The organism is Mesorhizobium sp. B2-3-6, assembly GCF_006442305.1.
Taxonomy (GTDB): domain Bacteria; phylum Pseudomonadota; class Alphaproteobacteria; order Rhizobiales; family Rhizobiaceae; genus Mesorhizobium.
On the sequence record NZ_VFVW01000010.1, the window covers coordinates 116,416 to 136,220 of the forward strand.

General features: G+C 64.1%; 22 protein-coding genes. 13 read left to right on the top strand and 9 right to left on the bottom strand.

The genetic code is table 11. The annotated features are described in order from the left end of the window. Positions 1-69: 69 nt before the first annotated feature. Positions 70-639 carry a GNAT family N-acetyltransferase gene (locus FJ953_RS26125; RefSeq protein ID WP_140514021.1) on the top strand — a complete coding sequence of 190 codons (570 nt, stop codon included), beginning with the start codon at positions 70-72 and terminating at the stop codon, positions 637-639. Positions 640-690: 51 nt separating this feature from the next. On the opposite strand, the gene FJ953_RS26130 is transcribed toward FJ953_RS26125, so the two are convergent. Further along, entirely contained in the window at positions 691-1,077 is a 387-nt protein-coding gene (locus FJ953_RS26130) for a DUF2794 domain-containing protein (protein WP_140514020.1), read from the bottom strand. 537 nt (positions 1,078-1,614) lie between these two features. On the opposite strand from FJ953_RS26130, the gene FJ953_RS26135 reads away from it, so the two are divergent. The 6 genes from FJ953_RS26135 to FJ953_RS26160 are packed head-to-tail and all read left to right on the top strand — an operon-like array spanning position 1,615 to position 7,608. Then, positions 1,615-2,277: an XRE family transcriptional regulator gene (locus FJ953_RS26135; RefSeq protein ID WP_140559226.1), complete on the top strand. Its 663-nt coding sequence runs from the start codon at positions 1,615-1,617 to the stop codon at positions 2,275-2,277. A gap of 35 nt (positions 2,278-2,312) precedes the next feature. Further along, on the top strand, positions 2,313-3,383 hold the full coding sequence (locus FJ953_RS26140; RefSeq protein WP_181171637.1) for an extracellular solute-binding protein: 1,071 nt from the start codon (positions 2,313-2,315) through the stop codon (positions 3,381-3,383). A 23-nt stretch (positions 3,384-3,406) separates the two neighbouring features. Next, positions 3,407-4,270, top strand: coding sequence for an ABC transporter permease (locus FJ953_RS26145; RefSeq protein ID WP_140514018.1), 864 nt, complete (start codon positions 3,407-3,409; stop codon positions 4,268-4,270). After that, complete coding sequence (locus FJ953_RS26150) at positions 4,270-5,067, top strand: ABC transporter permease (protein ID WP_140492241.1); 798 nt, start codon at positions 4,270-4,272, stop codon at positions 5,065-5,067. The genes FJ953_RS26145 and FJ953_RS26150 overlap by 1 nt, the downstream gene beginning before the upstream one ends. Further along, a complete protein-coding gene (locus FJ953_RS26155; protein ID WP_140625374.1) occupies positions 5,064-6,176 on the top strand; it encodes an ABC transporter ATP-binding protein in 1,113 nt (370 codons plus the stop codon). Before FJ953_RS26150 ends, FJ953_RS26155 begins: the two co-directional genes overlap by 4 nt. A gap of 46 nt (positions 6,177-6,222) precedes the next feature. Next, complete coding sequence (locus tag FJ953_RS26160; RefSeq protein ID WP_140625375.1) at positions 6,223-7,608, top strand: FAD-binding oxidoreductase; 1,386 nt, start codon at positions 6,223-6,225, stop codon at positions 7,606-7,608. Positions 7,609-7,656: 48 nt separating this feature from the next. Here the strand turns inward: FJ953_RS26160 and FJ953_RS26165 are convergent, their stop codons facing one another. Together FJ953_RS26165 and FJ953_RS26170 are read right to left on the bottom strand one after the other, a co-directional pair. Next, the gene (locus FJ953_RS26165; RefSeq protein ID WP_140625376.1) at positions 7,657-9,003 is read right to left on the bottom strand and encodes an IS5 family transposase; all 1,347 of its coding nucleotides are present in this window, start codon (positions 9,001-9,003) and stop codon (positions 7,657-7,659) included. A gap of 254 nt (positions 9,004-9,257) precedes the next feature. Then, positions 9,258-10,073: a thioredoxin family protein gene (locus FJ953_RS26170; protein ID WP_140625377.1), complete on the bottom strand. Its 816-nt coding sequence runs from the start codon at positions 10,071-10,073 to the stop codon at positions 9,258-9,260. Positions 10,074-10,253: 180 nt separating this feature from the next. Here FJ953_RS26170 and FJ953_RS26175 point away from each other — a divergent pair, with 180 nt between their 5' ends. Beyond that, the gene (locus tag FJ953_RS26175; protein ID WP_140625378.1) at positions 10,254-10,931 is read left to right on the top strand and encodes a ceramidase domain-containing protein; all 678 of its coding nucleotides are present in this window, start codon (positions 10,254-10,256) and stop codon (positions 10,929-10,931) included. A gap of 38 nt (positions 10,932-10,969) precedes the next feature. Here the strand turns inward: FJ953_RS26175 and acnA are convergent, their stop codons facing one another. Then, complete coding sequence (gene acnA, locus FJ953_RS26180; protein ID WP_140625379.1) at positions 10,970-13,660, bottom strand: aconitate hydratase AcnA; 2,691 nt, start codon at positions 13,658-13,660, stop codon at positions 10,970-10,972. 284 nt (positions 13,661-13,944) lie between these two features. On the opposite strand from acnA, the gene ccmA reads away from it, so the two are divergent. From ccmA to FJ953_RS26200, 5 genes are all read left to right on the top strand, one after another. Continuing rightward, the gene (ccmA, locus tag FJ953_RS26185; protein WP_140625380.1) at positions 13,945-14,553 is read left to right on the top strand and encodes a heme ABC exporter ATP-binding protein CcmA; all 609 of its coding nucleotides are present in this window, start codon (positions 13,945-13,947) and stop codon (positions 14,551-14,553) included. 196 nt (positions 14,554-14,749) lie between these two features. Continuing rightward, positions 14,750-15,415: a heme exporter protein CcmB gene (gene ccmB / locus FJ953_RS26190; protein WP_140514012.1), complete on the top strand. Its 666-nt coding sequence runs from the start codon at positions 14,750-14,752 to the stop codon at positions 15,413-15,415. Beyond that, positions 15,402-15,551 carry a hypothetical protein gene (locus FJ953_RS30620; protein WP_181165197.1) on the top strand — a complete coding sequence of 50 codons (150 nt, stop codon included), beginning with the start codon at positions 15,402-15,404 and terminating at the stop codon, positions 15,549-15,551. Before ccmB ends, FJ953_RS30620 begins: the two co-directional genes overlap by 14 nt. Continuing rightward, a complete protein-coding gene (gene ccmD / locus FJ953_RS26195; RefSeq protein WP_140492264.1) occupies positions 15,548-15,721 on the top strand; it encodes a heme exporter protein CcmD in 174 nt (57 codons plus the stop codon). The genes FJ953_RS30620 and ccmD overlap by 4 nt, the downstream gene beginning before the upstream one ends. Continuing rightward, the gene (locus tag FJ953_RS26200; RefSeq protein WP_140492460.1) at positions 15,718-16,299 is read left to right on the top strand and encodes a DsbE family thiol:disulfide interchange protein; all 582 of its coding nucleotides are present in this window, start codon (positions 15,718-15,720) and stop codon (positions 16,297-16,299) included. Before ccmD ends, FJ953_RS26200 begins: the two co-directional genes overlap by 4 nt. Before the next feature lie 14 nt (positions 16,300-16,313). On the opposite strand, the gene ppa is transcribed toward FJ953_RS26200, so the two are convergent. The 5 genes from ppa to FJ953_RS26225 all read right to left on the bottom strand — a co-directional run bounded on the left by ppa (position 16,314) and on the right by FJ953_RS26225 (position 19,804). Further along, a complete protein-coding gene (gene ppa / locus FJ953_RS26205) occupies positions 16,314-16,847 on the bottom strand; it encodes an inorganic diphosphatase (RefSeq protein WP_140492463.1) in 534 nt (177 codons plus the stop codon). Positions 16,848-17,037: 190 nt separating this feature from the next. Further along, positions 17,038-17,544 carry a GNAT family N-acetyltransferase gene (locus tag FJ953_RS26210; RefSeq protein ID WP_140492466.1) on the bottom strand — a complete coding sequence of 169 codons (507 nt, stop codon included), beginning with the start codon at positions 17,542-17,544 and terminating at the stop codon, positions 17,038-17,040. A gap of 116 nt (positions 17,545-17,660) precedes the next feature. Then, entirely contained in the window at positions 17,661-18,299 is a 639-nt protein-coding gene (locus FJ953_RS26215; protein WP_140524615.1) for a TPM domain-containing protein, read from the bottom strand. A gap of 8 nt (positions 18,300-18,307) precedes the next feature. Beyond that, on the bottom strand, positions 18,308-19,117 hold the full coding sequence (locus FJ953_RS26220; RefSeq protein WP_181165206.1) for a YgcG family protein: 810 nt from the start codon (positions 19,115-19,117) through the stop codon (positions 18,308-18,310). A gap of 51 nt (positions 19,118-19,168) precedes the next feature. Continuing rightward, positions 19,169-19,804, bottom strand: a complete 636-nt coding sequence (locus tag FJ953_RS26225; protein WP_140625381.1) for a LemA family protein — start codon at positions 19,802-19,804, stop codon at positions 19,169-19,171. Between the last annotated feature and the right edge of the window lies 1 nt (position 19,805).

Here is a 19,805-nt window from a genome sequence, read left to right on the forward strand (position 1 = left end):
AACGGCCGCCCTTTTCTTTTGCGCCGACCTTTGCTGTTATTGCAGGCAGACAAGAGGCCTGCATAAAGAATGAGCACTATCGTTATACGGGCCGCGCGCGCGGCCGACCTCGACGCCATTACGCAAATCTATGCCGACGCTGTGACCCGCGGCACGGCGAGCTACGAGCTGGAGCCGCCAGGCCGCGCCGAAATGGGCATGCGATTCGACACGCTCCAGGCCGGCGGCTTCCCTTACCTTGTGGCGGAAAAGGATGGCGCCGTGCTCGGCTATGCCTATGCCGGTCCCTTCCGGCCGCGCCCGGCCTATCGCTTTGTCGTCGAGGACTCCGTCTATGTCGCGCCTGATGCCAAGGGCCAGGGTGTCGGCCTCAAACTGATGCAAAGCCTGATCGCGGCCGCCGAGGCTGCGGGCTTTCGCCAGATCGTCGCGGTGATCGGCGATGGCCATCCCGACAGCGCTTCCGTCAAGCTGCACGAAAAGCTCGGCTTTCGTCATTCCGGCCGCCTCGAAGGCTCCGGCTACAAGCACGGACGCTGGCTGGACACGGTGTTCATGCAACTGGCGCTGAACGGCGGTGCATCCGCTCCGCCAGATCCGGAATCATTGCCGGAACGGAAATTCCACCAAGAAAAATAAGGGCTTAGATGAGCGCCAAGACTGAGGTCAACCGAGCAATTGCGCCGCGGTTCAGGCCTCGACCAGCTTCAGCTTGCTGTCGAAGACGCCGAGCACACGGCCAAGCTCCTGCCCGCGCTTGAGGATACGGCCGCCCGCGGCGATGACGGCGAAGGCGCCTTGTTTGCGTGCCAGTTTCGGGTCCTTGACGATCTGGAACAGCGGCACCTCGCTGGCCCGGCGGAACACTGAAAACACGGCCCTGTCGGTGAGATGATCGATAGCGTAGTCGCGCCATTCATTGGCGGCAACCATGCGCCCGTAGAGTTTCAGGATCTGGTCCAGTTCGCGCCGCTCGAAGCGCACCGGCTGGTCGAGGCGCGCACGGCGTGCCTCGTGGAGCGGGATCAGTATCGCGGATGCGTCGCCATCCTCCGTCCCGCCGCCGTGATCGGTCATGCCTCGATCCTTCAAAAATGAATCTTTGCCAACCAAAGTTGGCGCTTTCGCCATCGAATTGCAAGTGCCGGCGAAGCGGTGCGGACCCGCGCCATTTCCGTCGCGTCCAGTCACGTTTGCAAACGACATGTTGGAATTGGTGATGCTCCGCCACATTCTCGCCATTTTTTATCCGCGCTCATGCCCCAATGTCCGACGAATTTACCGGCGTTGCCTGAGACGGTTCGGTCCGGCACCGGCTCGTAAACCCCAAGCCCCCCGCCCACGGGTCTGCGTCGGATCGAACCAACCTCGGTTTTTCCTCGGAAAGACCGGGTGCGACGATCCCAAAACCTAAATGACCGACGTCAGAAGCAAGCTGACGTCGGTTTTTTCATGCCTGGATCGCCGCTAATGCGGATTTCCCGCCGTATGGACGGTTTTCAGCCCGATCCGGTGCGACCGGCAGGATCGATGGGCGCCGAAATCTTGGCATGCCGTCCGCGCTTGCCAACGCCATCACCACTTAATAAGGTGTTAAGTGAAACGGGAGCGGCAATGCCACGCATATCGGACTCCACGGCGAAAGAGGTGAATGGTACGGTCGCGGCCACCCCTGAGGCCGGCGGCGTCGGTCCCCGCATCAAGGCGCTGCGCATGGCAAGGCGCGTCTCGCTGCGCCGGTTGGCCGACATGACCGGCACGACGGCGAGCTTCATCAGCCAGCTCGAGCGCAATCTGTGCGGCGCCAACACAGGCACGCTGCTCAGGATCGCCGCCGCTCTCGATCTCGGCATCAACGACCTGTTCGAGGGCAGCAGCCGTCCGTTGCACAAGGTGCTGAGGCGCGAGGAACGGCCTGTCGTTCCCGTCGGCGTGCGAGGCCGCAAGATGCTTTTGTCGCGGCGGCCGATCCATCAGTTCGAGGTTTATGCGGGGCATTTCGAGGTCGGCGGCTCGACCGGCGACGACGCCTATGTGCATGGCGGCGAGCATGAGATGTTCATGGTGCTCAAGGGAACCGTCGAACTGACGCTTGCCGACGAGCGCCATCTGATGCGCGAAGGCGACAGTGTTGAATACGCGACTTCGGTGCCGCACCGCACGGTCAATGTCGGCGACACGCCGGCGGAGGTGCTCTGGATCATCGCGCCGCCGACCGCCGGCGCGCTGGAACTCGATCAGTACAGGCCCGGAAACCGCTCGCATCCGGGTGAATGAGAACAAATGCGAGCTCTGGAATGGGAGAGTTGAACATGAGAGTGAAATTTGCACATGCGGCGTGCCTGGGCGTGCTTCTGGCGGCGACGGCCGCGCTCGCGCAATCGAAGCCGGTTGCCGGAGAGGCGGCCGAAGGCTCGCTGAAGGGCAAGACGCTAACCTTCGTGTCCTATGGCGGCATCTACCAGGACGGCCAGGCGGCGGCGCTCAAGGAGTTCGTGGACAAGTCGGGCGTCAAGCTGCTCAATGACGGCCCGACCGAGATCGCCAAGCTGCAGGCGCAGGTCGAGTCCGGCAATGTGACATGGGACGTTGTCGATACCGACGATCTGCCGCCTTATGTCTATTGCGGCAAACTGTTCCAGAAGCTGGACTTCACCAAACTCGACGTCTCGAAAATTCCCGAGGGCCAGGTCGGCGAGTGCTCGGTGCCGGCGATGAACTACGGCGTCGTGCTGATGTACAACACCGAAAAGTACAAGGACAATCCGCCCAAGAGCTGGGCCGACTTCTTCGACACGCAGAAATTCCCCGGCGTGCGCGGAATCGACGGCTCCGGCAGCCCGACCGGTGGCTTGCTGGAACAGGCGTTCAAGGTTGCCGGCGGGGACCCCAAGGCGATGACGGTGGCCGATATCGACAAGGCCATCGATGTGGTTCGCAAGCTCGGCCCGGATACCATCTTCTGGAAGACGGGTGCAGAATCGCAGCAACTCGCCGAATCCGGCGAGGCCGACATGCTGATGATGTGGACAGGCCGCGCCATGACCGCCGTCAAGAACGGCGCCAAATACGCACCGGCCTGGCAGGACTGGCTGGTGGTGATGGATCAGATGACGATCCCCGTCGGCGCCAAGGACACGGAGGCATCCTACGCGCTGCTCAACGCCTATCTTGGCAAGCACGCGCAGGAGGTGTTGACGGAGCAAACGTCTTACACGCCGATCAACAGTGAAGCGCAGCCCAAGGTCGACGCTTCCGTCTCCGCTTTCCTGACCAACACGCCCGAACGCCAGAAGCAGGGCTACAAGCAGAACTTCAAGTTCTGGGTCCCGAACTTCGCGGTGGCGCAGGAGAAGTGGTCCGCGCTGATGTCCGGCAACTGACCGGCTGAGGGAGACCAAAAGCCGTGAGCGCGTCCCAGCCAACCATTCCGGCCGCCGAAAGGCGCCGGGCATGGCGGCCGTTCGCGCTCGCGCTGCCGGCGCTGGTCCTGCTCTTCGCGGTGATTGGCTATCCGCTGCTCACCATCGTCGTGCGCAGCCTGTCGGAGCCGCAGTGGGGCCTACAGAACTATATCTGGTTCTTCGGCGCGCCCATCAACCTAGCCGTGCTCCGGCGGACCTTCCTCATTTCAGCATGGGTCACGCTGGTCTGCGTGGTTTGCGCCTATCCCTATGCCTATCTGATGACCGCGGTCCGACCACGCGTGCGCTTGGTGCTGCTGCTATGTGTGCTGATCCCGTTTTGGGTGAGCGGCGTGGTACGCACTTTGTCCTGGGTGATACTGCTGCAGGATTCGGGGGTCATCAACTCGATCCTGCGGGCGCTCGGGTTCGGCGGCATCAGGCTGATCCGCACCCAGACGGGCGTGGTCATCGGCATGGCGCAGGTGCTTTTGCCTTTCATGATCCTGCCGCTCTATTCGGTCATGAAAGGCATCGATCTCAGGCTGATGCAAGCCGCGCGGAGCCTCGGGGCGAGACCCTCGCGCGCGTTCCTCACGGTGTATCTGCCGCTGTCGCTGCCTGGCGTCTATGCCGGTGCGATCATCGTCTTCATCCTGGCGCTCGGCTTCTACATCACGCCGGCCCTGCTCGGCGGACCGCGCTCGACGATGCTGTCGACGCTGGTGCAGACACAGGTGCTCAGCCTCCTGCAATGGGGCAGGGGCGGGGCCATGGGCGTGGTGCTGCTCGTCACGACCTTCGTGCTGCTGGCGCTTGCCGCGCCCGTGATGCGGTCCAGCCATCGGCAAGCGGGGCGGCCCTGATGGAGATGAAGCCGCTTACCCGCGTCATGCTGGGTCTTGTCTGCCTGCTGGTAGCCATATGGCTGGTGGCACCGACGCTCGTCGTGGTGCCGATGTCATTCAACGAGAATAAATCGCTGGCATTTCCACCCCAGGGCTTCTCCTGGCAATGGTACGAAAATTTCGTCACCAATCCGGATTGGTCGACCAGCTTCCTCAATTCGCTGAAGGTCGCATCGATCGTTGCGGTTCTGGCAACCGTGCTCGGCACCCTTGCCGCCTTCGGCCTCGACCGCATGCAGGCGCGGCCGGCAAATCTCCTGCGCATGCTGATGCTGACGCCGATGGTGGTGCCGGGCGTGGTCCTGGCCATCGGCATCTACGCCGTCTATCTCGACACGCGGCTTGTCGGCACGCTGCTCGGCTTCGTTCTGGCCCACACCATCCTTGCGCTGCCTTTCGTGTTGATCGCCGTTTCGGCCAATCTCGAAGTGTTCGACAAGCGGCTGGAGACAGCCGCGGCGAGCCTGGGCGCAGGTTCGCTCACCACGTTCCGCACGGTGACGCTGCCGCTGATCGCCCCCGGGGTACTGTCAGGCCTGCTGTTCGCCTTCGCCACCTCCTTCGACGAGATCGTGGTGTCGCTGTTCATCACCAATCCCTATCTCAAGACGTTGCCGGTGCAGATCTTCGCTTCCATCACGCGCGACGCCGACCCGACGGTCGCGGCCGTCGGCACGATCCTCTTATGCGCAACGACACTGCTGATCGGCGGCGGCATGCTGCTTCTTGGCCGTGAGCGGAAGGGAGGCTTATGAATCAGAAAGCGGAAAGTCGCGGTGCGGCGATCGACCTGGAGTCGGTAAGCAAGGCCTATGGTTCCTTCAAGGCGCTCGACGGCGTGTCGCTGCGAATCGAGCCGGGTGAATTCATGACGCTGCTCGGCCCGAGCGGCTCAGGCAAGACGACGACGCTGAACGTGATCGCCGGCTTTACCGACCTGACCAGCGGCAAGCTGCTGGTCGGGGAAAAGAGCGTGGTCGGCGTGCCGGCGCACAAGCGCAACATCGGCGTGGTCTTCCAGCATTATGCACTGTTCCCGCACATGACGGTCGGCCGCAATGTCGCCTATCCGCTGAAGCTGCGCGGCGTCACCGGGGCAGAACGCGAACGCCGCGTCCGCCACGCGCTCGACATGGTCAAGATGGCCGATTTCGGCCATCGCTTTCCAAGCGAGCTTTCGGGCGGCCAGCAGCAGCGCGTGGCGCTGGCCCGCGCCATCGTCTTCGATCCGCCGCTGCTGCTGATGGACGAGCCGCTCGGCGCGCTGGACAAGAAACTGCGCGAATGGCTGCAGCTCGAGATCAAGCGCATCCACCGCGAACTCGGCACCACCTTCGTCTATGTGACGCACGACCAGGAGGAGGCGTTGGTGCTCTCCGACCGCATCGCCGTGTTCAACCGCGGCGGCATCGAGCAGATCGGCACCGGCCGCGAACTCTACGACGAGCCGGCGACGCTTTTCGTCGGCAAGTTCATTGGCGATTCTACCGTGCTGCGCGGCCCCGCCGCCACTTCCGGCAACGAGACGGCGATCGAGATATCAGGCCAGAGAGTGGCGACCGCCAAGCGTCTCGCCAATGGCGGCAAGCCGGTGATGCTGCTGCGTCCCGAAAAGCTGGCGCTTGCTCGTCGCGGCGGCGGCGGGGATGGCCGCAACCGGCTCGCCGGGCGTATCGGCGAGGCCATCTATCTCGGCTCCGGCTCCAAATACGAGGTGGAGCTCGCCGACGGCTCGAAAGCCATCGTGCGCTCGACGCTCGAGGCGGACACTTTTGCCATTGGAGACGAGGTCGACGTGCTCTTCGCCGGCGGCGACGTGAAGCTGCTCGCCGATGACGACAAGGCCGACCTGACGCTTACCTGAAACCGCTCCACACTTTCCTGGAATCGCACGGAGAACGGATCACAAGATGCAAGCCCAGCGCAATGGCGACGTGTCGTTCTGGTATGCCGACATAGGTGGCCCGCCGGCCAGCCGCCCACCCTTGCCCGGCGACATCGAGGCCGATGTCTGCATCGTCGGCGCCGGCTATACCGGACTTTGGACGGCCTACTATCTGAAGAAGGCAGAGCCCGCGCTGCGCATCGCCATCGTCGAAAAGGAGTTCGCCGGCTTCGGTGCCTCGGGCCGCAATGGCGGATGGCTGTCCGGCGGCTTCAGCTGGTCGCGCGAGAAATATGCAAAAACCTCCTCGCGCGGGGCGGTGATCGACATGCAGCGCGCCATGTCCGGCACGGTCGACGAGGTGATCGCGATTGCCGCTGCCGAAGGGATCGACGCCGACATCCGCCGCGTCGACAACATCACCGTCGCCACCAACGCCGCGCAGCTTGAGCGCGCCAAAGCCGAGTACGAAGAGGCCCGGCACTGGGAAATGCCGCCGGAGCGGTTGGCCTTCCTCGGTGCGCAGGAAGCGCGCGAGCGCATCGCCATCGACAATGTATTGGGCGCCTTCGTCGTGCGCGACGTCGCGCGCGTGCAGCCGGCCAAGCTGGTGCAGGGTCTGGCGGCGGCGGTCGCGCGGCTCGGCGTCGCCATCTACGAACAGACGCAGGTGCTGGCGCTCGAGAAGGGCAAGGTCACCACCGACCGCGGCGTCGTGCGCGCCGAAAAGATCGTGCGCGCCACCGAGGGCTTCACCGCCGGCATTGCCGGCTACGAGCGTCTCTGGCTGCCGCTGAACAGCGCCATCGTGGTGACCGAGAAGCTGCCGCAGAAGCTCTGGGACGAAATCGGCTGGAGCGGCTACGAGGTGCTGGGCGATGCCGCGCATACCTACTGCTATGCGCAGCGCACGCGGGAAGGCCGGATCGCCATGGGCGGCCGGGGCGTGCCCTACCGCTTCGGATCGCGCACCGACACGCGCGGCAAGACACAACAGGCGACCATCGACCAGCTGCACGAGATCCTGACCAGGCTGCTGCCGCAGACCAAAGGCGTGCGGCTCGACCATGCCTGGTGCGGCACGCTCGGCGTGCCGCGCGACTGGTGCACGACGTGCGGCTTCGATCGCGAAAGCGGCATGGGCTGGGCCGGCGGCTATGTCGGGCTCGGCGTTTCCAGTTCGAACCTGTCCGGCCGCACCTTGCGCGACCTGGTGCTCGGACACGACACGGAGCTGACCCGGTTGCCCTGGGTCAACCGCACGGTGAAGAAATGGGAGCCGGAGCCGCTGCGCTGGCTCGGCGTCCACGCCATGTACCAGCTCTACCGCATCGCCGACCGGCGGGAGGCAAACGGCCTGGGGCGGACGTCGCGCCTCGCCGCTTTCGCTGATCGCCTGACCGGCCATTGAGGCAGGTCACTCAAACGCGATTCCGTCGACCGTGAACAATGAGATTGGTCAGGCTTCGATCTCGTTTGGCAGACTTTGGAGGGCTGCGATGAGAAGCCACAAAAGCTGCCTGAACCATCTGAGCAGGAGGGAGAAGTTGTAGCCGGCGGCGGCCAGGATGGCGTTGACGGCGTCGCCCTGCTGGCCGGCGAGGTAGTTTCGGCCCATTCTGTGTTCGCCCTTGATGTGGCCGATGACGGGCTCGACCGCCGAGCGCCGTCGCATCTGGCGCTTGATGGCCGAGGTGACGCGGCGCTTCTGGCCGGCGGTGAAGACCCTGAACTTGTGGCTGTGGGGTGCGTTGTGGCCGCGATAGCCGGCGTCGGCGAGGATGCGGCCGATCTCGTTGCCGATGGTCTTTTCCATGTCGGGGATGACGCTTGCCAGCGTGTGGCCGTCATAGGGATTGCCGGGCAGTGCTTTTGCATGCAAGGCGAACTGGCCACCCTTGGAGCGCTTCAGCGTGGTGGCCACCGACACCTTCCCCCCGAACTCGTAGGGCATGTGCGCCTTGCCCTTGCCGATGCATTCCACCTCGTGCGCGTGCAGGCTGTAGATCTTGCGGCCGCGCTGGCGCTGACGTTGCTCGAGAACGGTGGCGGCCTGGTAGAGCGGCCATTTGAACAGCGCGTCCAGCCCCGCATCGCCGGCAATCTGGCGACCGATGTCGCGAATGGTCCGGCCGAGATAGGTCTTGAGCTTGCGCAGCGCCTTGTTGGCCCGCTTGAACTGCTTGGCGTGGGCATAGCGCTGGTGCTTGATCAGCGCCAGCTTGCCGACCCGCACATAGCTCTGGCGCAAATTGAGCCCCTTCCTCTTGGCCAGCCGCACCAGCCGCTCGCGCGCCCGGTGGATGAGCTTGGCGTCGGTCGGGAACATCACGTTCTTCGGCTGCACGGTGGTGTCGACGATGACCTGGCGCGTGTCGGCCGGCGTCATCGCCCCGGTCTTGACCGCAAGGCTGAGGCTTTCCTGCAACAGCGCCATGATCCGCTCTTCGCCCATGCGGCTGCGCCAGCGCGTCATCGACGAGCGGTCGAATGGCAGCGTATGGCAAAAGAACGTCTCGCCGGTGAGATACTGGAAGTAGGGGTTCTCCACCCAACGCTCGCACAGCACCTCGTCTGACAGGTTGAAGGTGTGCTTGAGGATCGCCAGCCCCGCCATCAGCCGGGTCGGCAGTGGCGGCATGCCAGGGCCGTCCGAATAGACGGCGCCAAAACGCTCCTCCAGCATCGGCCAGTCGATCGCCTGCGCCAGCCGCACCAGCTCGTGCTTCATGTTGATAATCTGATCGAGCCTGGAGCGGAACAGGTCCTGCTCTCCCGTCTCGCGCTTCTCGCGTGGCCTGGACACTCGCCGTCCCCTCGATTCGCCGCCGCCGAACCGAGTGAATCACGCTCCGCGGCACAAGGGAATCGTAAAACCGAATTGCAGGAAAACAGCCCCCACAAACCGCTAAACCTGCAATTCCAAAGCCGCTATCCGCCTCAATCAACAGGCCAGATCAACGGCTTGCGGATAGTTCACGGTCGACGATTCCGTTTGGTCGACAGGCATGAATGGAGACCGACAGCGCGTCGCATCATTTCCGTTTTCGGCGGCGCGCTTCAGAGCCTTCGATCGAACGGCGCATCGGAACCGGGGCGGTGAATGAAGGCGGCGCCCAGGATGGGCCCTGGCAGGCCGTCCTTGCCGACGGACTGCAAAAGCACGGCGCAGCCGCCCTTCTTGGAAATCTCACTCATCGGCAATTCGTAGCGCTGCGCCTTGCCGTGCCAGATGCCCGCTGTCTGGATGCCGGTCACCGCGTTCCAATAGGTCATCTTGCGGCCCGTGTTCTCGCCCTGGCCGATCGTGACCGTCTGCGGCGGCTCGAAATAGACGATGACGACATGGGCATCGCTGGGACCGGTCCCGCCATCGCCGGTATCGATCATGACGCGGTCGCTGGTCCGGCTGATCTTGATGGCGACCCGCATGTCTTCGCCGATCCTTGCCATGCGGGCGAGTTGGCCATCGACCTCGCCGCGATTGGCGCCGTTGACATGGACCCGGCCGTTGATGACCGCCTGCGGCGTATAGACTGAGCGGTTGCCGAAGGCCCGCATATACTCATATTGCCGCTCGGTGTTTTCCTTGCTGCTCAGCGTGTCCCGCCAGCCGAGATAATCCCAGTAGCCGACGTGATAGGAGAGCGCGACAAGATCCTGCCTGGCGGCAAGTTCGGAGAAGAAGGCGTCGGCAGGCGGACAGGAACTGCAGCCTTGGCTGGTGAACAGCTCGACCACGCCCACGGGCCTGTCGCCCTGGGGCTTGTCGGCCGGGAGCCTGCCGGACTCGCCGGCGTGCCCGGCACCGGCAAACGCCGAGAAGGCCAGCGCGAACGCTGCCAGCCACAATGATCTACGCGAGGCCATGACCATTCCAATTCCCGCCGGTGATGCCGGCTTTGTTTTGATTGGCTGAAATATGTGGCAGAACCGGAAGTCAACGGGAAGTCACGTTGCGGTGAAATTTTGCCATTGCAAGCCTGGGTAGGGCGGCAATAGGAGAAGCCCACTGCATTTCAACCGGCGGTTCGATTCGGGGGCGGGATCATCATCATGTGGCAAAGTTTCCTGGCTCCAGTCGATCTCTATTGCGAGCGAACGGGTCCTGAACTTTGGGCCGAGCCGGTGAATGCTTTGACCAACCTGGCTTTCATTGCCGCGGGACTATGGGGCGTCCGCGAAGTGCGGCGATGCAGGACCGGCATTTTCGCCGAGGTCCTGGCCTGGTGGGTGGTGGCGATCGGCGTCGGCTCGACGATCTTTCACATCTTCGCCACCAAGGGAACGGTCTGGGCCGACGTGGTGCCGATCGCCGGCTTCACGCTGGCCTACACGCTGTTCAACCTGCGCCGCTTCCTGCGCCTGGAATGGGGCAAGGCGATCGCGATCTTCGTCGTTTTCTATGCCGTTGTCGGAGCGATAACTCTGGCCGTGCCGGATTGGCTGCGCCAGGCGTCGAACGGCACCACAGGCTACCTGCCGCCGTTCCTGGCGCTCGCCTTCTTCGGTGTCTGGGTGACGGCCAGCGGGAATCGCGCCGGCTGGTATAATCTGGCCGGATCGGCGATCTTCGTGCTGTCGGTCATCTGCCGCATGATCGATCCGCTGGTCTGCACCAGCTTCCCGCTCGGCACGCACTTCCTCTGGCACCTGCTCAACGGGCTGATGCTGGCTGTGCTGCTGGCCGCCGCGGCGCGCTACGGCGCGCCACAGCGAGGCAGTAGGCAGTAGGTCCTATTTCCTACTGCCTAAGCCCTACTCCCTTGCCGCTACGCGGCAAGATCGCGCAACACGTACTGCAAAATGCCGCCGTTCTTGAAGTAGTCGAGTTCGTCAAGCGTATCGATGCGGCAAATGATCGGCACCTTCTTCACCGTGCCGTCGCCATAGGTGATCCTGGCTTCCATCTTCTGGCGCGGCTTGAGGGCGTCCAGGCCGTCCATCTCGACCAGCTCATCCCCTTTCAGGTTGAGCGAAGCCCATGAGGTGCCTTCCTCGAAGACGAAGGGGATGACGCCCATGCCGACCAGGTTGGAGCGGTGGATGCGCTCGAAGGACTGGGCGATGACCGCGCGGACACCAAGGAGATTCGTTCCCTTGGCCGCCCAGTCGCGCGACGAGCCGTTGCCGTATTCGACGCCGGCGAAGATGACCAGCGGCACGCCTTCCTTCTTGTATTGCATCGCCGCGTCGTAGATCGATTCCTCTTCCTTCGACGGGTAATGGATGGTGTAGCCGCCTTCCCTGCCGTTCTCGCCCAGCATGTGGTTGCGGATGCGGATGTTGGCGAAGGTGCCGCGCATCATCACCTCATGGTTGCCGCGGCGCGTGCCGTACTGGTTGAAGTCGGCAACGCCGACGCCATGCTCGGTAAGGTATTTGCCGGCCGGCGAGGCGGCCTTGATCGAGCCCGCTGGCGAAATGTGGTCGGTGGTGATCTTGTCGCCGAACAAGCCCAGCACGCGGGCGCCCTTGATGTCGCCGATCTTGCCGAAGCCCGTGGTCATGCCGGCGAAATAGGGCGGGTTCTGCACATAGGTGGAATTGTCGTCCCAGGCATAGGTCTGGCCTTCCGGCGCCTTGACGTTCTGCCAGTTCTCATCGCCCTTGAAGACGTCGGCATATTTGCGGGCGAACAGCTCGCGCGTCACGTTCTTCTCGATGAATTCCTGGATTTCCGCCGAGCTCGGCCAGATATCCTTGAGGTAGACCGGCTTGCCGTTCCTGTCCTCGCCGAGCGGTTCGGTGGTCAAGTCTTTCGTCACCGTGCCGGCCAGCGCGTGCGCCACGACCAGCGGCGGCGAGGCGAGATAGTTGGCCTGCACGTCGGGCGAGACACGGCCCTCGAAGTTGCGGTTGCCGGAAAGCACGGCGGCGGCAATCAAACCCTTATCGTTGATGGTCTTGGAGATCGGCGCCGGCAGCGGGCCGGAATTGCCGATGCAGGTGGTGCAGCCGAAGCCGACCAGGTTGAAGCCGATCTGGTCGAGCTCCTTCTGCAGGCCGGATTTCTCGAGATATTCGGCGACCACCTGGCTGCCTGGCGCCAACGAGGTCTTCACCCAGGGCTTCTGCTTGAGGCCGAGGCGATTGGCGTTGCGGGCGAGCAGGCCGGCGCCGATCAGCACGCTCGGGTTCGAGGTGTTGGTGCAGGAGGTGATGGCGGCGATGACGACGTCGCCATGGCCGAGATCATGGCCGGTGCCTTCGACGGCGTAGCGCTTCGAGATTTCAGCCGCCTTCTTGTATTCGGTGTCCATAGCCTTGACGAAGCCGGCCGGGATGCCTTCCAGCGCGACGCGGCCCTCTGGGCGCTTCGGGCCGGCCATCGACGGCACGACGTCGCCGAGATCGAGCTCCAGCAAGTCGGTGAAGACCGGGTCGGCGGAGCCTGCGTCACGCCACATGCCTTGCGCCTTGGAGTAGGCTTCGACCAGCGCGATGCGGCTTTCCTCGCGGCCCGACATTGTGAGATAGCGGATGGTCTCGCTATCGACCGGGAAGAAGCCGCAGGTGGCGCCATATTCAGGCGCCATATTGCCGATGGTGGCGCGGTCGGCCAGCGTCATGTTGGAGAGACCGGGGCCGAAGAATTCGACGAACTTGCCGACGACGCCCTTCTTGCGCAGCATCTGGGTGACGGTGAGCACGAGGTCGGTGGCGGTGACGCCCTCCTTCAGCTTGCCGGTGAGGCGGAAGCCGATGACCTCGGGCAAAAGCATGGAGACGGGCTGGCCGAGCATGGCCGCCTCGGCTTCGATGCCGCCGACGCCCCAGCCGAGTACGCCGAGGCCGTTGATCATGGTGGTGTGCGAATCGGTACCGACGCAGGTGTCGGGATAGGCTGATGTTTCGCCGTCCTCGGTGTTGGTCCACACCACCTGGCCGAGATATTCGAGGTTGACCTGATGGCAGATGCCGGTACCGGGTGGCACGACGCGGAAATTGCGGAACGCCTGCTGGCCCCATTTCAGGAACTTGTAGCGTTCCTCGTTGCGCTCATATTCGAGCTCGACATTGCGCGCGAAGGCCATCGGCGAGCCGAACTCGTCGACAATGACGGAATGGTCGATGACGAGGTCGACCGGCACCAGCGGGTTGATCTTTTGCGGGTCGCCGCCGAGCGAGGCCATGGCGTCGCGCATCGCCGCCAGGTCGACCACCGCCGGAACGCCGGTGAAATCCTGCATCAGGACGCGGGCAGGGCGATAGGCAATCTCGACGCCGGCCGTCCCCTTGTCGGTCAGCCAGCCGGCGACGGCCTTGATCGAGTCCTTGGTGACGGAGCGGCCGTCCTCGTTGCGCAGAAGGTTCTCCAGCAGAACCTTCATCGAATAAGGCAATTGGGCGATGCCGATGAGGCCGTTCTTCTCGGCCTCGACGAGGTCGAAATAGGTATATTCGGCGTCGCCCGCTTTCAGCGTGCGGCGGCAATTGAAACTGTCGAGGGATTTTGACACGTGCGATCCGTCCTTGTCTGTTCAGCCTGAAAGGGAACGGACGCCGATGGCATGCAATCACGCGCAAAGGTGCGGGTACGGCCATTTCCGCTGTCCGCTCCCAAGCAACCCGAGCCGTTCAAGGCGGCGCGTGCGCTGGTTCGGCGCTAGTTCTGTTCCCGCGCCGACCGCTGGCACGGATGCACCGCATATAGAGAATTTTCTGGAATAGTTCTAGACAGTTAAAAAGCAAATTTGTGCGATGCGGCAGGGGCCGAGGCGGATTGTTTCAGGGCGGGCGAGGGATGCGGCTTATCGCCGAAAATCTGGGCGGCGAACGCGGCGGCGAGACGGTGTTTTTGGGCATTGGCTTTGAGCTCGATCAAGGCCAGGCGCTGGTCGTCACCGGGCCGAACGGATCAGGCAAATCGACCTTGCTCAGGATCGTCGCCGGACTGCTGCCGAAGGCTGAAGGCAATTTGCTGATCGAGGGCGGCGGGGATGAATTTCCGTCGATCGCTTCGGCCTGCCACTATCTCGGCCATCAGAACGCAATGAAAACGGCGCTCAGCGTGACGGAAAACCTGCGCTTCTGGCGCGACTTCAACGGCGGTGGATCCGTCGGCGTCCAGGAGGCGCTGGAGACCGTCGGACTGGGCGGCATCGGCCATCTGCCGTTCGGCTATCTCTCGACCGGGCAAAGACGACGCGCGGCGATCGCGAAACTGCTGGTCAGCCATCGGCCGATCTGGCTGCTCGACGAGCCGACCGCCGGGCTGGACAGGGATTCGGAGGCGCGATTCGCGGGATTGATGAGGGGGCATTGTGCGGATGGTGGGATTGTCGTCGCGGCAACGCATCTGCCGCTCGGGATCGAGGGGGCGCAGGCGTTGAGGATGGGGCAGGCCTTTTGATGACGGCACTCTACGGCGCCCCCCTCTGTCCTGCCGGACATCTCCCCCTCGAGGGGGGAGATCGGCTGCCAGCTTGGCTTTCGCCAATTACAACGGTTGAAAGATTGGCGAGCCACCGAAGCTGCCAATCTCCCCCCTCGAGGGGGAGATGTCCGGCAGGACAGAGGGGGGCGCTCAAGCGCGAGTATCTCATATCATGCTAGCCCTCCTCCTCCGCGATATCCGCCTTTCGATTCGGGCCGGCGGCGGGGCGCTGACGGGCGTGATCTTCTTCCTCGCCGTGATCGCCACCATTCCCTTCGGCGTCGGGCCGGACCTGAGACTGCTTGCCCGCATCGGCCCGGCGATCCTGTGGATCGGAGCACTGCTCTCTTGCCTGCTCGGCCTCGACCGGTTGTTCCAGGCCGACCGCGAGGACGGCTCGCTCGATCTCCTGGTGCTTGGCAACGACCGCCACATGCTGGCGCTGACGGTGCTCACCAAATGCCTGGCGCATTGGGCGGGCAGCGTGCTGCCGCTGGTGGTCGCCGCGCCGCTGCTCGGCCTGTTCATGAACATGGAGCCGATCGCCATCGGCGCCACGGCGCTTACGCTGCTGGTCGGCACGCCGGCGATCACCTTCATCGGCGCCGTCGGCGCGGCGGTGGCGGTGGCGCTGCCGCGCGGCGGGCTCCTGATTTCGGTGCTGGTGCTGCCGCTGACCATCCCGGTGCTGATCTTCGGGGTTTCGGCGAGTTATGGCGCGACGGCCAATCCCGATCCGTTCCTGCAACCTTTCCTCATTCTTGCCGCGCTGACGTTGTTTCTTGCCGTGCTCGGACCGCTGGCGGCGGCGCTGGCGCTGCGCCATGGCACGGATTGAGGCGGCCATGACCGGCAAGGGCTGCGGCGCGGCGGCCAATTGCGCGGTCACCGGCGCGGGGCTAAGGGAAGGCATGATCGAGCACGGCGGAAGGATCGAATTGGCGGGCGGCATGCCGACGAGGCAGCCGGCATGAGCCCGCATGCGCTCTACGTCACCGCCGCCTATGCCGTCACGGCGATTGCGCTGGCCGGGCTGATCGGCTGGATCCTGCTCGATCAACGGGCCCGCAAGCGCGAACTGGCCGAACTCGAGGCGGCGGGCGTGCGCCGACGCTCCGACAAGGGCGGGGAGCGCGTGTCATGAGCACGGATATGCCAACGCCGGCGCCGGCCCGGCGCCGCCTGTTCGTGCTGTTGCCGCTGCTGGTCTTCCTCGGGCTGGCGGGGCTGTTCCTGGCGCAGCTCCTGTCGGGGCGCGACACTTCGGAGGTGCCGTCGGCGCTGATCGGCCTGCCGGCGCCGCCGACCAACCTGCCCCCGCTGGACGGCACGAACCTGCCGGGACTCGATTCGAAATCGTTTGCCGGCAAGGTGACGCTGGTCAACGTCTTCGCCTCATGGTGCGCGCCTTGCCGCGAAGAGCACCCGGTGCTTTTGGGGCTGGCGCAGGACAGGCGCTTCACCATGGCGGCGCTGAACTACAAGGACCGGCCGGAAAACGCCCGCCGATTCCTCGGCGATCTCGGCAATCCGTTCCAGGCGATCGGCGTCGACGAGGCCGGCCGCACGGCGATCGACTGGGGCGTCTATGGCGTGCCGGAAACCTTCGTCATCGGCAAGGACGGCAAAATAGCCTACAAGCATGTCGGCCCGCTGACGGCCGAGACGGCTCGGACGCTGCTGTTGCCGCAGATCGAGAAGGCGCTGGCCGCGCCGAACTGAGGCGACTGGCCGGCCTACTTGCTTGCCTTGGCCCGCTCGATCGCGTCGACGATCATCTTCTTGGCGTATTTGGAATCGTGCCAGCCCTCGATCTTGACCCATTTGCCGGGTTCGAGATCCTTGTAGTGCTCGAAGAAGTGCTGCACCTGATCGCGGGTGATCTCGGGCAGCTGCGTGTATTCGGTGACGTTCTCGTAACGCAACGTCAGCTTCGGCGACGGCACGGCGATGACCTTCTCGTCCTGGCCGGCATTGTCTTCCATGATCAGCACGCCGATCGGCCGCACATTGATGACGCAGCCGGGCACCAGCGCGCGCGTGTTGCAGACCAGCACGTCGATCGGATCGCCGTCGCCAGACAGCGTGTGCGGAACGAAGCCGTAATTGCCGGGATAGCGCATCGAGGTGTGCAGGAAACGGTCGACGAACAGCGTGCCGGCCTCCTTGTCCATCTCGTATTTGATCGGCTCGCCGCCGATCGGCACCTCGATGATGACGTTGACGTCCTCGGGCGGATTCTTTCCGGTGGCGATGGCTTCAATACGCATGACTTATCCCTCTCTCGATTGGCAGACCGATAGCGGGCGGCGCAAAATGGTGCAATGCGGCGAATGGTGCTCAAGAACGCCCAGCAAGACGCAATGGCATTCAATGCGTTCAATCATTAGCAGAAGATGTTTCAGTGTCGTGATTGCGTAGGTTGCGCTTCGCGCCGCTTACGCGATCGTTCCTCGCCGGTCATTCCCAGACGAAAGCAACCTTCTTCAGCGCCTTCTGCTCGAATATCTCGACGCCTTCGGCGATATCGCGGCCGCCGGCGCCGGAATAGAAGGCGAGCGCGTTCTGATTGTCTTCCAGCGCCCACACCACCGTGCCCTTCAATCCGTGGTCGGCAAGCCGCGCCCGTGCCGCCTTGAAAAGCCGGCTGCCGAGCCCGATGCCCTGATATTCCGGCCGCAGGTACAATTCATAGATCTCGCCCTGCTGCTTGAGTTCGCGGGCCCGGTTCTTGCCGATCGTGGCGTAGCCGGCAACCGTGCCGCCGATCTCGATCACCAGGACGGTAGCGGCGCGGCGGATGGCATTGGCCCACCAGTCGGCGCCGCGACGGTTGATCATCGATGTCAGGGTGCGGTGCGGGATGATGCCGCTATAGGCGCCGCGCCAAGCCTGCAAATGCACGTCGGCGATCGCCGCGGCGTCGCGCGATTCGGCTTTGCGGATATCGATGCTCAGCGTATTCATGATTTGTTAACCATAAACCCGCATCGCTCGAATGCAAGAGTCCGGGCAGTCCGGAGGACGCTTTCTCACAGGCCGTCATCGCCTGCGCGATGCGCGTTCGAGGCTGTCGGTGGAGCTCAAATCTCGACCAGATGATCGTCGAGTTCGTTGGTGTCGCCCGACGTCACCGGGAAGTGCTCGGCGAGCACCGCTCCAACCGATTGGATCGCCTTGACGAAGCCGTCGGCAAGCCGGTCGTCGCCGGCATGTGCGGTAAGCTCGCGCACCACATCGTCCCAGACATGCTGGCCGACCTTGGCGTCGATGCCTGAATCGGCGACCACCTCGGCGTAGCGCTCGGTGACCGACACGAACACCAGCACGCCGGTACGCGCGGTGGTGCGGTGGACGTTGCGGGCCAGGAACTGCTTCAGTGCGTTGTCATGCGCGGTCTGATAGCGCAGCCGTCTCGGCACCATATGGATGCGCAGCCCCGGAAAGGCCCATAACAGCAAAAGAAAGCAGGCCAGCGCCAGAAGCTGGGCAATGACGAAGTGCGGCAGACGGATGGTTAGCCACCAGGCCTCGAGCCCATAGGCGACGGCGAGGCTGACCAGCAGCGTGGCGAGAGCCGCCACGAAGGCAGCCGGAAAGAAGTAGTTGCCGCTGGCATGCGCCACCACGCAGTAGATTTCGCCGTCGGTCCTTGATTCGGCGGCGCGGATCGCCCCGGCGATGCGCTCATGGTCCTGCGGGCTGATCGGTCGTATCGCCATGATCCCTCTCACCAGCTTCCCGAAGAGCCGCCGCCGCCGGAAGAGCCCCCACCGCCGGAGAAACCACCGCCGCTACCGCCCGAGGACCAGCCGCCGCCGCCCGACCAGCCGCCGCCACCTGACGACCAGCCGCCACCCGACGATCGCCGGCTCGGCTCGAACGTCATGCCGAGCCAGCGGTAACGGCCGGGACCGATCTTCTGGCCGAAGATCGGCGGCAACACCGAGGCCGCTATGCTGCCGAAGAAGATGAGCGCCCAGATGCCGATGAAGATGGCGAAGAACAAATCGTCGGAATTGAACGGCGCCTGCTGGTTGCGCTTGCCGCGTGCTTCCAGCTCCTCGGGATTGCCGTTGAGCACCATGATCATGTCGTCGACGGCCTTGGTGATGCCGCCGGAGAAATCGCCGGCACGGAAGGCCGGCACCATGTCGTTTTCGATGATCAGCTTGGTGTGCAGGTCGGTCAGCGTGCCTTCCAGCCCGTAGCCGACCTCGATGCGCATCTTGCGGTCGTTCGGCGCGACCAGAAGCAGCACGCCGTTGTTCTCCTTCGCCTGGCCGAGTTTCCAGAACCGGTACAGCCGGTTGGCATAGGGCTCGATCTCCTCGCCGCCGAGACTGGGAATGGTGGCGACGACGATCTGATCGGAGCCCTTCGTCTCGAAATCGGCAAGCTTCTGCGTCAGTGCCGCCCTGGTCGCCGCATCGATGATGCCTGCATTGTCGACGACACGGCCGGTCAGCGCCGGGAGCTCGGCGGCGAGGGCCGCAAATGGCACCACGAGAACGAGGAGCAGGACAGCGACGCGATACATGGCGCGTCGTCCCTCATTGGCGAGCAGGATCACCACGTCGGAATCCGGCAATCATCCGCCCTGTTTCGTGCCGAAATCGACCTTCGGCGTCTGCAATTTGTCCTCCTCGACCGTGAAATTGGCGAAGGGCGCGTTGCCGCGGAACCAGAACGTCGCCCACAGCACCGAGGGGAAGGTCCGCAGCGTCAGATTGTAGTCCCTGACCGCCTGGATGTAGTCACGCCGCGCCACCGCGATGCGGTTCTCGGTACCTTCGAGCTGCGCCTGCAGCGCCAGGAAGTTCTGGTTGGCCTTCAGGTCCGGGTATGCCTCCGACACAGCAAGCAGCCGCGACAGCGCGCTGGTCAGCCCTGCCTGGGCATCCTGGAACCTCTTGAGGGCTTCGGGATCCTTCAACGTTTCTGGCGTTACCGTGACCTGCGTCGCCTTGGCGCGCGCCTCGACCACCGCGTCAAGCGTGTCCTTTTCGTGCGAGGCGTAGCCCTTGACCGTCTCGACCAGGTTGGGGATGAGGTCGGCGCGGCGTTGATACTGGTTCAGCACCTCACTCCACGCCGCCTTGGCGTTCTCCTCCGCCGTCGGGATGGTGTTGTAGCCGCAGCCGGCAAGCAGCGGCAGCATGACGGCCATCACCAGCAAGGCGGGCAGCGTGCGGAATGTCGGGAAAGCAAGGCGCTGGGCAAACATG